The following is a 12480-nucleotide window of genomic DNA, read 5'->3' as shown; positions in this document are numbered from 1 at the left end:
CGGGCGTGCTGTTGAGGCCACCGCTGCCGCCGCCACAGGCGGAGAGGCACAACGTGCCGACGCCTGCCGCCGATGCCAGCAGCCATGCTCGTGCCTTCACGCTCAACCTCCCCGAAAACCCCATTGTTGCAGCGTTTTACCGTTTGCCTCTTTATAGTTGCTTAATCCAGGCCTGTGGCCAGCTTGTGCGGTGGCAGCCCGCCCCCTAGAGCCGCGGCCATGCTTGCGCGCCTCGCCCCGATCCGCACCTGGATCTTCGATCTCGACAACACCCTGTACCCGGCCCGCGCCAATCTGTTCGCCAGGATCGACGCGCGGATGACCGCCTATGTCGCCCGCCGCCTCCAACTGCCGGCGGACGAGGCGCTGCGCGTCCAGAAGGACTATTTTCACCGCCACGGTACGACGCTGACTGGGCTGATGGCGGATCACGGTGTCGACCCGCACGAATTCCTTGCCGACGTCCACGATGTCGAGATGGACGTGCTCGAGCACGATGCCCCGATGGCGGCGGCGATCGCCCGGCTGCCGGGGCGCAAGCTGATCTTCACCAACGGTGACAAGCCCTATGCGTTGAAGGTGCTCGATCGGCTCGGTCTCGGCGAAAGCTTCGAGGCGGTCCATGACATCCATGCCATGAACCTCCAGCCCAAGCCGCAGCCATCCGCTTATGCCAGCCTGTGCGCTGCCTTCGGGCTCGATCCCACCACCTGCCTGTTCGTCGAGGACATGGCGCGCAACCTCGCGCCGGCCAAGGCGATCGGCATGACCACAGTGTGGGTGGACAACGGCTCCGAGCAGGGGCCGGAACCCGACCGGGAATTCATCGACTTCACCATCCACGACCTTGCGGCGTGGCTTCATCAGATCACGGAGGCATCATGAGCCAGGAACTGGCAACCATCGTCGAGGCTGCCTGGGAGGCACGCACCGAGCTCGGCTTCAACACTACCGGCGAGTATCGCGTCGCCGTCGACCAGGCGCTGGCGCTGCTCGACGCGGGCACCGCGCGGGTCGCCGAGCCTGACGGCGAGGGCGGTTGGACCGTCAATCAGTGGCTCAAGAAGGCGGTGCTGCTGTCCTTCCGCCTCAACGACAACACGCTGATCGACAATGGCCCCGGTGCCGGCCACTGGTTCGACAAGGTGCCCTCGAAGTTCGCCGGCTGGGCCGAGGCCGATTTCCGCGCCGCGGGCTTCCGCGCGGTGCCCGGCAGCATCGTCCGCCGCGGCGCCTATGTCGCGCCCGGTGCGATCCTGCTGCCGAGCTTCGTCAACATCGGTGCCTACGTCGGTGAGGGATCGATGATCGACGCCTGGGCTACCGTCGGCAGCTGCGCGCAGATCGGCAAGAACGTCCATCTCTCCGGCGGTGCGGGCATCGGCGGCGTGCTCGAGCCGCTCCAGGCTGATCCGGTGATCATCGGCGACGGCGCGTTCATCGGTGCGCGTTCAGAAGTGGCCGAGGGCGTGCGCGTCGGCGAGGGGGCGGTGCTGTCGATGGGCGTGTACCTCGGTGCTTCGACCAAGATCATCGACCGCAACAGCGGCGAGGTGTTTCGCGGCGAGGTGCCGCCTTACGCCGTGGTGGTGCCCGGCTCGATCGGCGGCGGCGACGGCAAGCCGGCGCTCTATTGCGCAGTGATCGTCAAGCGGGTCGATGCGCAGACCCGTTCCAAAACGAGCATCAACGAGCTGCTGCGCGACTGATCGCTGCTCGACACTGGCATCCTCGCTGCCTATCCCCGGGCGCAGCAGAAAAGGGAGATTCCATGACCACCACCGCCAGCCAGGTGCTTGATCGCGTCCTCGTCCTCGAGATGGTCCGCGTCACCGAGGCGGCGGCGATCGCCGCGTCGACGCTGGTCGGGCGCGGCGACGAGAAGGCGGCCGACGCTGCGGCGGTGGAGGCGATGCGCGAGGCGCTCAACAGCCTCGACATCGACGGCACGGTGGTGATCGGCGAGGGCGAGCGCGACGAGGCACCGATGCTGTTCATCGGCGAGAAGGTCGGCACCGGCAACGGCCCGGCGATCGACATCGCGCTCGACCCGCTCGAGGGCACCACCATCACCGCCAAGGCGGGGCCGAACAGCCTCGCCGTGCTGGCGATCGCCGAGAAGGGCGGGCTGCTCAACGCGCCGGACGTGTACATGGACAAGATCGCGGTCGGCCCGGGCTATCCCGAGGGCATCATCGATCTCGATCGCTCCCCGACAGAGAATGTCACCGCGATCGCCGAGGCCAAGGGCGTCAAGCCGAGCGAGATCATCGCCTGTGTGCTCGATCGCCCACGGCACGAGGCGCTGGTCGCCGAGCTGCGCAGCATTGGCTGCGGGGTGATGCTGATCGGCGACGGTGACGTCGCCGGGGTGATCGCGACCTCCGACCCCGAAACGACGATCGACGTCTACATGGGCTCGGGCGGTGCGCCGGAAGGCGTGCTTGCCTGCGCGGCGCTGCGTTGCGTCGGTGGCCAGTTCAAGGGCCGGCTGCTGTTCCGCAACGATGACGAGCGCGCCCGGGCCGCGAAATGGGGCGTCACCGACCTCGACAAGCAATATGATCTCTCCGAGTTGGCGATCGGCGACTGCATCTTCGCAGCGACCGGGGTCACCGACGGCTCGCTGCTCGCCGGGGTCAAGCGCCGCAAGGGCAAGATGACCACCGAGAGCGTGGTGATGCGCGCCTCGTCCGGCACGGTGCGCTGGGTGAAGGGCGAGCATCGCCTCGGCTGATCCGGCGCGGCTGATGGCGGTGCTGCTGCTGGTGCTGGCCGCCGGCTATCTGGCGGCCTTGCTCTACCGCGGCCGATTGTTCGCTCCGCCACGATTGCCGATCCGGGCCCGGCACCTGCGCTGGGCGGTGGGTCTGTGGCTGGGCTATGGCGTACCCGCGCTCGCCGGGCTGGTGCTGCTGGATCGAACCGGCGCCCTGACACAGCTGCCGCCCGAGTTCGACACGCTCGGCGACATCGCCGGCCTGCCGCCCGGATCGATCGGGTTCGAGCTGGTCGCGATCGGTCTCGCGGCCGGCAGCGTGCTCGGCATCGGGCTGACCTGGTGGCGGGCGCGGCGCGGCAAGGCGCCGTGGACCGCCGGCGACGCCAGCAGCGTGATGCCGACCGCAAACCGCGACCTGTTGCCGGCGGCGGTGCTCGCGGTCTCCGCCGGGATCGTCGAGGAGCTGTTCTTCCGGTTGTTGCTGCCGCTGCTGGTGGTGCTGGTGACCGGCTCCGCGATCGCCGGCTGCCTGGCCGGCACGCTCAGCTTCGCGGCGATGCATCGCTATCAGGGCTGGGTCGGTGTGCTGGCGACGCTGGTCGGCGGGGCGCTGATGAGCGTGCTCTACGTCGGCAGCGGCGCCCTGTGGCTGGCGATCGTCGTCCATGCGCTCACCGACCTCAACTCGCTGGTGCTGAGGCCGGCGCTGAGCGCACGCTGGCGGCGGCGGCGCTAGTTCTTGAGGCGCCAGCCGATCTTGAAGATCCAGGCGATGATGACGAGGCAGGCGGCGAGGAAGCCGGCGGTGACCGCGAGGCTGATCGCGACATCGACGTCGCCATGGCCGAAGAAGCTCCAGCGGAAGCCCGAGATCAGATAGACCACCGGGTTGAACAGGCTCACCGTGCGCCACACGCCGGGCAGCATGTCGATCGAGTAGAAGCTGCCGCCGAGGAAGGTGAGCGGGGTGATCAGCAGCATCGGCACGAAGTTGAGCTGCTCGAAGCTCTTGGCCCAGACGCCGATGATGAAGCCGAACAAGCTGAACGCAATCGCGGTGAGCAGCAGGAAGGCGATCATCGCGAGCGGGTGCTCGATCCGGAGCGGCACGAACAGGCTGGCGGTAGCGAGGATGATCAGGCCGAGCACCACCGACTTGGTCGCCGCGGCGCCGACATAGCCGAGCACCATCTCCATCGACGATACCGGCGCCGAGAGCAGCTCGAAGATGGTGCCGGTGAACTTGGGAAAGTAGATGCCGATCGAGGCATTGCCGATGCTCTGCGTCAGCAGCGACAGCATGATCAGCCCGGGCACGATGAAGCTGCCATAGTCGACCCCGCCGACGCTCTGCATGCGGCTGCCGATCGCGCCGCCGAAGACGATGAAATAGAGGCTGGTGGTGAGCACCGGCGCGACCAGGCTCTGCCACAGGGTGCGCAGCGCGCGGGCCATTTCGAAGCGGTAGATCGCCCAGATGCCGTGAAGGTTCATGCCGCTCGTCCCCGCCCTAACTTCGCTAACATCGCGCATATGATCATCGGCATCAGGCCCGCTCCCCGACCAGATCGACGAAGATGTCCTCGAGGCTCGACTTGGAGGTCTCGAGGTCCTTGAACGCGATGTGGCGCTCGGCGAGGGTCCTCAGCAGCGACGGGATGCCGGTATGTTCCTCCGTTGCATCAAAGACATAGCGGAGGGTCTTGCCATCATTTTCGAGGCTGAGCTGCCATTGCTCGAGCCCCGCCGGCACCGCCTTGAGCGGCTCGACTAGCGCGAGATCGAGCGCGCGCTTGCCGAGTTTCTTCATCAACGCGGCCTTTTCCTCGACGAGCAGCAGGCGGCCCTTGTTGATGACGCCGATCCGGTCCGCCATCTCCTCGGCTTCCTCGATATAATGGGTGGTGAGGATGATCGTGACGCCGCGCGCGCGCAGGCGGTGGACCAGCTTCCACATGTCGCGGCGCAGCGCGACGTCGACGCCGGCGGTGGGCTCGTCGAGGAACAGCACTTCGGGCTCGTGCGCCAGCGCCTTGGCGATCAGCACCCGGCGCTTCATGCCGCCCGACAGCTCCATGATCTTGGCGTCGCGCTTGTCCCACAGCGACAGGTCGCGCAGCACCTGCTCGATATAGGCGCTGTGCCCGGAGCGGCCGAACAGCCGGCGCGAGAAGGTGACGGTGGCGAGCACCGTCTCGAACATGTCGACGGAGAGCTCCTGCGGCACCAGCCCGATCATCCGCCGCGCCGCCTTATAGTCGCGCAGCGTATCGTGCCCGTCGACGGTGATCGTCCCGGCCGAGGGGGTGACGATACCGCAGATGATGCTGATCAGCGTCGTCTTGCCGGCGCCGTTGGGGCCGAGCAGCGCGAAGATCTCGCCGCGGGCGATCTCGAGGTCGACGGGATGCAGCGCATGGGTGCCGCTGCCGTAGGTCTTGGCGACCCCGGCGATGCGGAGGATCGGATCGGTCATGGAAGCTCCCTCTCCCCGCCAATTAGGGAGCCGGGGCGGCGGAGGGAAGGGGCGGCGCGCTCAGCCGTGGAGGCCAAGCCATGCCTCCGCCGCGGCGATCGTGTCGAACATGCGGTGATCGGCGGGGGTTTCGCGCCGGACCTGGAGCTGGAGCAGGCTCGCCCGGACGACCAGCGCGATGCGGTCGCCGGGGCGATCGAAGCCGTGGACGCGCTCGCCGATCTGCGCGGCGACCGCGGGCGAATCGACCGTCGCCTCGCGAATGTCGACGATCATCCGCAGCGGCAGCCCGTCACGGCGGATCGCGGCGATCTCGCTCTCGAGCAAGGCGAAATGCTGGCCGAGATCGATCACCGACGCGAGCGGATGCCGGGTGACGCGGATCAGGCCGGCGACGGGATCGACCTCGATCCGGAACGGCTCGGCGGGGCCGGGCTCGGCATGGCTGGGCTCGGCTATATCTGCGGCGCGGAGGATGCGGGTAAGGAAGGTCATGGTTCACCGTCGCGCGGCACGGTAAACGAACCATGACGGAACCCTTTTGAGGATAATTCAGCACCTTGCCGCTCGCCGACGCCCCCGCACGCGCGGGGCGTCAGGGCGCGGCGTGCCAGTCCGCGGGAACGCCCTGCCACAGGATCCACGGCATCATGTAGCTGACATATTCCTGCTCGCTGACCTTATTGTCCCGGTTGGTGTCCATCTTGCCCATCCACTTGGCGGCGGCGGCTGGATCGGGCGCGCCGGGCGGCGGGGCGGCGGGCAGGCTGGGGTCTCGGTCGCTGTTGCGCGGTTCGAGTGCGGACAGTTCGCGCGCATCGAGAAAGCCGGAGCGATCCTTGTCCTTGTCAAGAAACCCCGGCCTGATGAAGGCGGCCGCCTCATCCATGCCGACCTTGCGCGTCGCCATGTCGCCAAGATGGTCGGTCGTCGGGGCGGCGGCGGTGCCGGCAGCGGCAGGCACATCCTGTGCGACCAGCGCGGCGAGGCAGAGCAGTGCGATCATCGTCAATCCTTTGCGGAGGGAGAGGCGCGGCCGGCGTTGCGAGAACGGCGCCGCGGCCGTTCCGCCATCCGCCCCGACGACGGCTTGCGACAGGTCCGACGGCTCGGGTACCAGCGGCTGGTACCGGTCAGCGGCGGCCAGCAACCGCGCCGCGGCGAGCGATGACGACACGCCGAGCTTGGTGCGCGCCATCTTCAGCCGCTTTTCCACCGCATGCGGGGAGATGCCGAGATCCAGCGCCATTTCCTTGGCAGTCTGCGGCAGCAAGCGCCGGCGCAGGCATTCCTTCTCGTTCGCCGTGAGCCGGCTCAGTGCTGCCGTCATCTGCTCATCCGCGCTCATGCCGGTCGATGCTCCGTGTCCGGCGGTGTGGTACGGCGGCGATGGTGCGCCAACAAGGCAGGTCGGAGGATGGCGGACTGGAGGCGTGGCGGCTCACGCTCAGTAGCGGACATTCGCAGCGCGCGCAGCCATCGTCCGCATTAGCATTAGGTTGTGACCAACCTTCGTGCTCCTGACAGGCGCAGAACGGCCGTCGCCCATAGCACTCCCGCGGCGCTTAAGCCGACAGCGAGTGGCCGTTCACCAGTTGGAAGAAGCATTCCAGCAGCTCCGCACAGCACGAGGCCGGCTGCCGTGAGATAGTAGAGATGCACCGGAATTTGCCGCGCTAATGGCAGGAAATGCAGGCCAACGATCGCGGCTACCACAGAGAAGGTCGCGTCTGGATGGTGCGTGCGATGGAGCAGATTGACCGCGATGAAGATCGCGAGACCCTCGAGCAAGCTCCACCGTGCGAGCAGTCTGCGGGTATGAGAGCCGAGTTCTGTCCTGGTCGACGGCGTTGTGTGCGCCCAGAGCAACAGGGCAGCAGAGATCAATACCGGCAGCAGAACAGTGACCAGCGGATAACCCGTCACGAGCAGCCCGGCGCTCGCCCAACCCGTCGCGAAAATCGCCACCACCCAATAGCCGCTACGCATAGATCCTCCTGTTAGGGCGAGCCTAACCTAGATGCGTGCAACGTCGCTGCCAATGTCCGCTCTCCAACAGATCGCGACATCCGTGGGCCGAAGAGCGGACCCAGAAACCGGCCACGCTGAAAGCGCTGAAGCGCGGGCGCTCAAGATCGCGCGTGACGGTTGGTGCTTGCCGGCGAGCCGCATGGTACGATTGACGGCAAAGGAGTCGGTTGATGGTAATGCTCATCGTCTCGATAGTTTTCGTCGCGATAACATGCGTGTTGGCTGTCCGGGCGAACAAGCGCTTCCGCAATCAACAACGACTGCCCATGCAATGGGGCTGACGGGAGAGGTGAATTGGTCAGCACCTCGCCGTCTTGCGCTGGCTTCGATGCCGACGGTAGCCATAGCCGTGCTTGGCTTTCAAACCTTCTTGTCGGTGAGTGTCGCGCTCAAGCCTGGACAAGAAGGTCTCGTGCTACCCATGCTGGTGGGAACGGGCGCAACCCTCATCGTCGTGCAGCTTCTACATTTCTGGTTGATCGAAAAGACGTTGCGCCGACATGTCGAGTATTTCATTGGCGATTTGATGCGAGGCATCCTGTCCACAATCGTTGACAGGGCATCGAGGCGCGGCTGCCTCCAACGTCTGCGCATATTCCTACAGCAGATCGTCGCTTAACCGCAGGACCAGATGTGTCCAGGGCCACCATCGTTCTGGCAAGCAGGCCATAACGCTGATGTCCACCTTCCGCCCTTTCCACGGTTGCGCACTGATCCACAAAGCGGTCGTTGGGCATCAGGAAACGTAAAGTGTCCGGATTACACCTTGTCGCTTCCAACCTTTAGAAGTTCGAACATAGTGAGCTTCTGATCGTCCACCGCAGAGCCCCGTGCATGAGCGATCAAAGAAGACCGTGGCTGTTTTGCGGTCGACGCTTAAAACAGCAATGCGGATCGAATAGATGAAAGCGGGCCTCGTGAAGTGACCCGGAATAGGAGCGCCAACGCTGGCTCGCTTGCGCGCATCATCATCGGCCAAAGGGTAGCCTGCCGGAAGCTCGCTTTGGAGTTGCGGACAAGTGGCTAGCAGATCCTCGCGGGGGCGGCCTGCACCGGCGTAGTAGATATCGTAATCAGGGTTGCGATCGGACTTTGGTAAATCGCGCAGAGCAACACGGCCCACGTCGCAAACCGCAGACGACGTTGCTGCGGCTGGGACGAGAGCGGCAGCGGAAAGGCCCGTGATCAACGTGAACATGTTGCTCTCCTTGGCAACTGCGCATCGTCGTACGATCGTCTCTTACTGCAGGAGAGACAAGCAGGCCGGATCGATCCACTGGCCGTTGGAAGCATGTCCGCCAACAAGGGGTCGAGCCACCAATCCGCTGGCCGGCATCCCACCTTTTTACGCCGTGCAAAGCTCTCAGCCAGTTCCATCAGCCAGGTGAAGCGGCAGAGCCAGCGAGCAGGCCGCCGTCGATGTTCAGTTCCGTTCCAGTGATATAGGTCGCCTCGTCCGAGGCGAGCGTAACGGCAATGGCCGCCACTTCGTCGGGTAGCCCGAATCGCTTTAGCGGCGTGTCCGCGACGAGCGCCTGCATCCTGGCGTCGCGGTCGGGCCCGGTGCCCAGCATCGGCTCCCAGATCGACGTGAGGATCGCAGCCGGGTGGATCGAGTTACAGCGTATCCGCCAGCCCTGTTGCGCGCAGTAGAGCGCAACCGTCTTGCTATGGTTGCGGATCGCCGCCTTGGACGAGGCATAAGCGGCGGCGGCGGGGATGCCGACCAAGCCCGAGCGTGAGGATATGTTGATGATCGATCCTGTTCCCGCCGCCTTCATCGCGCCGATCGCATAGCGGCAGCCGAGGAATGTTCCGTCCAGGTTGACGCGGTGCACCGCGTGCCAATCCGCCAGGCTCGCATGTTCCGGGTCATGGGCCACCATGCCGGCTTCGAACCCCGTCACGCCGGCATTGTTGACGACCACATCGGCCACGGGAACAATGCCGGCCAATCGCGACCAGTCGGCTTCCTTCCGCACGTCGAGCAGTTCGAACCGACACCCGATGTCAGCGGCGGCGGCCGCTCCCGCCGCGTGATCAATGTCGGTAACGATGACCAGGCCACCTTCGGCGTGGAACCGGGCCGCAATAGCGCGGCCGATGCCACGCGCAGCGCCGGTGACGACGCACGTCTTGTTGTTCAGTCGTTGCATGATGTTCTCGAAACCAGAGTCCCGTCGGCGGACTGCTCCGCTGCTATAGGCCTTGCCGCTTTAGCGGTGACGCTGGATCATTTCGGACACTCCGGGGAACCCGACATTGCTACGTCATCGAGCGATGGGCCGCAATACTCCCGACTAGATCCCTCAAAGAGGGTGGCGAACCGGGGAACGTCGGCTGTCGCTGCCCCCTGTCACGAGCCGACGGGTCGCTCGGCACTACCGCTACTATGCTGATGAAGGCGACAAGAGGGCGGCGTGTCGGGCCGCGTAGCTGGCAGCTGCAGGTCTCGGACCAGGCCGACCGTGATGATACGCATGGGCGAGGCGCATATGGCGTCGGTTAGTCGCAGCCTTCAGCTGATCCTTAGACGGCCCTGGCCCGGCAAAGGCCGTTCAACTCGCGCGGGCGGCGGCGATGGCTTTTTCGAGTTCCTCGATCGGCAGCGCGCCGGAGAGGACGCGGTTGCCGATCACCCAGCTTGGCGTGCCGCTCATGCCGAGCTTGGCGGCGGTATCGAGGTTGCGGGCGATCTCGGCGTCGAGACGCTTGGTATCGGCGGCCTTGAGGTCGACCCCGGCGCCGCTCGCCGCGGCGGCGATGGTCGCGTCGCTGAGCGGGCCGGCGGCGTAGAGCGCATCGTGGAATGCCTGGAACTTGCCCTGGGCGGCGGCGGCGAGGCTGGCGCGCGCGGCGACGCGGCTCTCGTCGGACAGGATCGGGAGGTCGCGATAGACCAAGCGGATGTTGTGATCGCGCTGGAGCAGGCTTGCGACCATCGGCAACGACGCCCGGCAATAGCCGCAATTGTAATCGTAATATTCGACCACGGTGACATCGCCCTTGGCGTTGCCGGCCCAGGCGCTGCCGAACGGGGTGGTGATCGCGGCGCTGTTGGCGGCGACGGTCTTGCCGCTCTCGCTGTCCTGCAGCCGCTGCATCGCCTCGGGGATGATCTCGGGATGGGCGAGCACATAATCGTGGACGACGCGCTCGATCCGCGCCTGATCGGGCCCGCGCGGCGAGGCGAGGCGATCGACGCCGAGCATCGCCCCGGCGCCGATAACGGCGCCCAGCAACGCGACCAGCGGCAGGGTGTAGCGCGAGGAGGTTCGGATCACCGGCGCTTCTTATACTTCTTGGGATTGTCGTCCATGTCGTTCTGCGCGGCCATCGCGATGTCCTGGGCGCGGATCCAGTCCGGCGTGTTCTGCGGGATGTTGCCGAGGGCGTAGGCGGCGCTCTGCGCGGCGGTGCGCAGGTCGCCGCGCATGCTCGCCTGTTCGGCGGTGGCGAGCGCGGCACGCGCGGTGTCGCCGGTGAGCTCATAGGCGGTGCCGAGCTGGTACCAGGCGAACGGATTGTCGTCGTCACGGCCGACGGCGAGCTTGAGCACGCGCAACGCCTCGGCATAATTGACCTTGTTCTCGGTGGCGATCAGCGCGTGGCCGAAGGTGGTGGCGATCAGCGAATTGTTGTTCGAGCCTTCGGTGGCGGCGCGCAGCGGTGCGATCGCCTCGGCGGGCTTGCCGGCCTCGAGCAGAATCTGGCCCTGGATCTCCTGGAAATAGGGATCGTCGGGCCGCGCCTTGATCAGCGCGGCGGCCTCGGCATCGGCTTTGTCGGGGTAGCCGGCCTTGTGATAGGCATAGGCGCGGGCATAATGGGCGTAGACCGAATTGTCGGTATCCGGGAAATCCTTGAGCGTGCGCGCCGCGGGCTGGACATAGCCCTCGAGCTTGGCCTTGACCCGGCGGAAGCGCTCCTCGAGCGCGGCATCGGGCGCCTTGTTGAACGCGGGCGACGCCTGGAGATCGGCCGAGAGATGCGCGATCCGCTCGCCCGACAGCGGGTGGGTCTGCATGAACGGATCGATGTTCTCGACGCCGTAGCGATATTCCTCCTGCTGCAGCTTCTTGAAGAAGGTGAGCATGCCCTTGCCGCTGATCCCGGCGCTGTTGAGGAAGCGGGCGCCGGCGGCGTCGGCGCTCGATTCCTGGGTGCGGCTGAAGGCGAGATACTTGCTCATCCCCGCCTGCTGGCCGGCGGCCATAATCCCGGCGCCAGCATCGCCGCTGCCCGCCGCCATTGCCGCGATGCCGAGCACCATGGAGAGGATGGTGATGCCGAGCGCGGGTCTGATCCCGGCATCGGCGAGCACGACATGGCCATCGGCGATATGGCCGATCTCGTGCGCGATCACGCCCTGGACCTGGTTGGCGTTGTCGGCGGCCTGGAGCAGGCCCGAGTGGACGTAGACGATCTGGCCGCCGGCGACGAAGGCGTTGATCGAATCATCGTTGATGAGGACGACCTTGGCGTCGCGCGGGGAGAGGCCCGCGGCCTTGAACAATGGCGCCGACATGTCGGCGAACATCGCCTCGGTCTCGGCATCGCGCAGGATCGACTGGGCGGCGGCGGGTTGCGCCAGGAGCAGGATCGAGGCGGTCGCGGCGGCGAGGAAACGCTTCATGCGGGTGGTATCGTCCAGTCGGGGGACGGGCGCAATGCGGCGCGGGGGCTGAATGGTGGGTGAAGAACCGAACCGTCATCCCTGCTTGCGCTGGGATGACGGATTGGCGGTGATGACGGATGGAGCGTTGGCGCTCAGCCGACCGAGTCGACCACGGCGTGGCTGCTCGATTCATCGGCGCGAATGGTGCCGCCGAACAGCATCTTGACGCGGCCGCTCACCGAAATGTCGGTTTCCCACAGCTCGGCGCTGTCGATGTCGAAGCGCAGCAGCGTGAGGTTGGGATCGTCCTTGCCTGCCGGAAACCAGGCCTCGACATGGTTGTTCCACAGCTTGTCGATCTGGGTGCGGTCATTGTCGGGCGTGACGATGCCGGACAGGCAGGCGAAGAAATCATGCCCCTTGCCGACGAACTGCGCCATCGCCTCGCCCCCGGCGGCGAGGCGATTGTCCTGGCCGGCGAAGAAGAACAGTGTGTTGGGCAGGTCGTCGTCGACCTGCGCGGTCATCGGTTCGCTGTGCTGGTGGCTGCCGGTCAGGCCGATCATCACGAACGGGCTGTCCTTGAGCTTGCCGAGGAACTTGGTGGCGATTTCCTGGGGCGTGTCGTGATCG

15 protein-coding genes are annotated in these 12480 nt (G+C 66.0%); 5 read left to right on the top strand and 10 right to left on the bottom strand.

The features are described 5' to 3' along the window. The first annotated feature begins 219 nt into the window (after positions 1–219). From OXR60_RS19335 to OXR60_RS19320, 4 genes are all read left to right on the top strand, one after another. On the top strand, positions 220–885 hold the full coding sequence (locus tag OXR60_RS19335) for a pyrimidine 5'-nucleotidase (protein ID WP_267397674.1): 666 nt from the start codon (positions 220–222) through the stop codon (positions 883–885). After that, positions 882–1709, top strand: coding sequence for a 2,3,4,5-tetrahydropyridine-2,6-dicarboxylate N-succinyltransferase (gene dapD, locus OXR60_RS19330; protein ID WP_267397673.1), 828 nt, complete (start codon positions 882–884; stop codon positions 1707–1709). Before OXR60_RS19335 ends, dapD begins: the two co-directional genes overlap by 4 nt. Positions 1710–1771: 62 nt before the next feature. Next, positions 1772–2737, top strand: coding sequence for a class II fructose-bisphosphatase (glpX, locus tag OXR60_RS19325; RefSeq protein ID WP_267397671.1), 966 nt, complete (start codon positions 1772–1774; stop codon positions 2735–2737). A 13-nt stretch (positions 2738–2750) separates the two neighbouring features. Beyond that, the gene (locus tag OXR60_RS19320; RefSeq protein WP_267397669.1) at positions 2751–3458 is read left to right on the top strand and encodes a type II CAAX endopeptidase family protein; all 708 of its coding nucleotides are present in this window, start codon (positions 2751–2753) and stop codon (positions 3456–3458) included. Here the strand turns inward: OXR60_RS19320 and OXR60_RS19315 are convergent. From OXR60_RS19315 to OXR60_RS19295, 5 genes are all read right to left on the bottom strand, one after another. Further along, the gene (locus tag OXR60_RS19315; RefSeq protein ID WP_267397667.1) at positions 3455–4216 is read right to left on the bottom strand and encodes an ABC transporter permease; all 762 of its coding nucleotides are present in this window, start codon (positions 4214–4216) and stop codon (positions 3455–3457) included. The two genes, OXR60_RS19320 and OXR60_RS19315, sit on opposite strands and share 4 nt — an antisense overlap. Positions 4217–4268: 52 nt before the next feature. Then, positions 4269–5198: an ABC transporter ATP-binding protein gene (locus OXR60_RS19310; RefSeq protein ID WP_267397665.1), complete on the bottom strand. Its 930-nt coding sequence runs from the start codon at positions 5196–5198 to the stop codon at positions 4269–4271. A 60-nt stretch (positions 5199–5258) separates the two neighbouring features. Continuing rightward, positions 5259–5693 carry a hypothetical protein gene (locus OXR60_RS19305; protein ID WP_267397663.1) on the bottom strand — a complete coding sequence of 145 codons (435 nt, stop codon included), beginning with the start codon at positions 5691–5693 and terminating at the stop codon, positions 5259–5261. A 100-nt stretch (positions 5694–5793) separates the two neighbouring features. Beyond that, positions 5794–6546, bottom strand: coding sequence for an EF-hand domain-containing protein (locus OXR60_RS19300; protein WP_267397662.1), 753 nt, complete (start codon positions 6544–6546; stop codon positions 5794–5796). Between the two features lie 146 nt (positions 6547–6692). Beyond that, positions 6693–7187: a hypothetical protein gene (locus OXR60_RS19295; RefSeq protein ID WP_267397660.1), complete on the bottom strand. Its 495-nt coding sequence runs from the start codon at positions 7185–7187 to the stop codon at positions 6693–6695. Positions 7188–7218: 31 nt separating this feature from the next. On the opposite strand from OXR60_RS19295, the gene OXR60_RS19290 reads away from it, so the two are divergent. Then, complete coding sequence (locus OXR60_RS19290) at positions 7219–7848, top strand: hypothetical protein (RefSeq protein WP_267397657.1); 630 nt, start codon at positions 7219–7221, stop codon at positions 7846–7848. 117 nt (positions 7849–7965) lie between these two features. Here OXR60_RS19290 and OXR60_RS19285 read toward each other — a convergent pair whose 3' ends face one another. From OXR60_RS19285 to OXR60_RS19265, 5 genes are all read right to left on the bottom strand, one after another. Then, positions 7966–8427: a hypothetical protein gene (locus tag OXR60_RS19285; protein WP_267397655.1), complete on the bottom strand. Its 462-nt coding sequence runs from the start codon at positions 8425–8427 to the stop codon at positions 7966–7968. Positions 8428–8605: 178 nt separating this feature from the next. Then, complete coding sequence (locus OXR60_RS19280) at positions 8606–9385, bottom strand: SDR family oxidoreductase (RefSeq protein WP_267397654.1); 780 nt, start codon at positions 9383–9385, stop codon at positions 8606–8608. A gap of 402 nt (positions 9386–9787) precedes the next feature. After that, complete coding sequence (locus OXR60_RS19275) at positions 9788–10441, bottom strand: DsbA family protein (protein ID WP_267397677.1); 654 nt, start codon at positions 10439–10441, stop codon at positions 9788–9790. A 68-nt stretch (positions 10442–10509) separates the two neighbouring features. Next, complete coding sequence (locus tag OXR60_RS19270) at positions 10510–11865, bottom strand: M48 family metalloprotease (RefSeq protein ID WP_267397652.1); 1356 nt, start codon at positions 11863–11865, stop codon at positions 10510–10512. Positions 11866–11999: 134 nt separating this feature from the next. Next, positions 12000–12458 (bottom strand): pyridoxamine 5'-phosphate oxidase family protein, encoded by a 459-nt coding sequence (locus OXR60_RS19265; RefSeq protein ID WP_267397675.1) that lies wholly within the window; start codon positions 12456–12458, stop codon positions 12000–12002. Between the last annotated feature and the right edge of the window lie 22 nt (positions 12459–12480).

It is taken from the genome of Sphingomonas sp. GC_Shp_5, assembly GCF_026540855.1.
Taxonomy (GTDB): domain Bacteria; phylum Pseudomonadota; class Alphaproteobacteria; order Sphingomonadales; family Sphingomonadaceae; genus Sphingomonas.
The sequence above is the reverse complement of the archived record's forward strand: the minus strand, read 5'-3'. Positions and strand labels throughout refer to the sequence as shown.

Coding starts and splice junctions, on each gene's coding strand:
- OXR60_RS19270 (WP_267397652.1), bottom strand. CDS start 11,865: ATGAAGCGTTTCCTCGCCGCCGCGACCGCCTCGATCCTGCTCCTGGCG.
- OXR60_RS19305 (WP_267397663.1), bottom strand. CDS start 5,693: ATGACCTTCCTTACCCGCATCCTCCGCGCCGCAGATATAGCCGAGCCC.
- OXR60_RS19285 (WP_267397655.1), bottom strand. CDS start 8,427: ATGTTCACGTTGATCACGGGCCTTTCCGCTGCCGCTCTCGTCCCAGCC.
- OXR60_RS19320 (WP_267397669.1), top strand. CDS start 2,751: ATGGCGGTGCTGCTGCTGGTGCTGGCCGCCGGCTATCTGGCGGCCTTG.
- OXR60_RS19300 (WP_267397662.1), bottom strand. CDS start 6,546: ATGAGCGCGGATGAGCAGATGACGGCAGCACTGAGCCGGCTCACGGCG.
- OXR60_RS19335 (WP_267397674.1), top strand. CDS start 220: ATGCTTGCGCGCCTCGCCCCGATCCGCACCTGGATCTTCGATCTCGAC.
- OXR60_RS19275 (WP_267397677.1), bottom strand. CDS start 10,441: ATGCTCGGCGTCGATCGCCTCGCCTCGCCGCGCGGGCCCGATCAGGCG.
- OXR60_RS19310 (WP_267397665.1), bottom strand. CDS start 5,198: ATGACCGATCCGATCCTCCGCATCGCCGGGGTCGCCAAGACCTACGGC.
- glpX (WP_267397671.1), top strand. CDS start 1,772: ATGACCACCACCGCCAGCCAGGTGCTTGATCGCGTCCTCGTCCTCGAG.
- OXR60_RS19315 (WP_267397667.1), bottom strand. CDS start 4,216: ATGAACCTTCACGGCATCTGGGCGATCTACCGCTTCGAAATGGCCCGC.
- dapD (WP_267397673.1), top strand. CDS start 882: ATGAGCCAGGAACTGGCAACCATCGTCGAGGCTGCCTGGGAGGCACGC.
- OXR60_RS19295 (WP_267397660.1), bottom strand. CDS start 7,187: ATGCGTAGCGGCTATTGGGTGGTGGCGATTTTCGCGACGGGTTGGGCG.
- OXR60_RS19280 (WP_267397654.1), bottom strand. CDS start 9,385: ATGCAACGACTGAACAACAAGACGTGCGTCGTCACCGGCGCTGCGCGT.
- OXR60_RS19290 (WP_267397657.1), top strand. CDS start 7,219: ATGCGTGCAACGTCGCTGCCAATGTCCGCTCTCCAACAGATCGCGACA.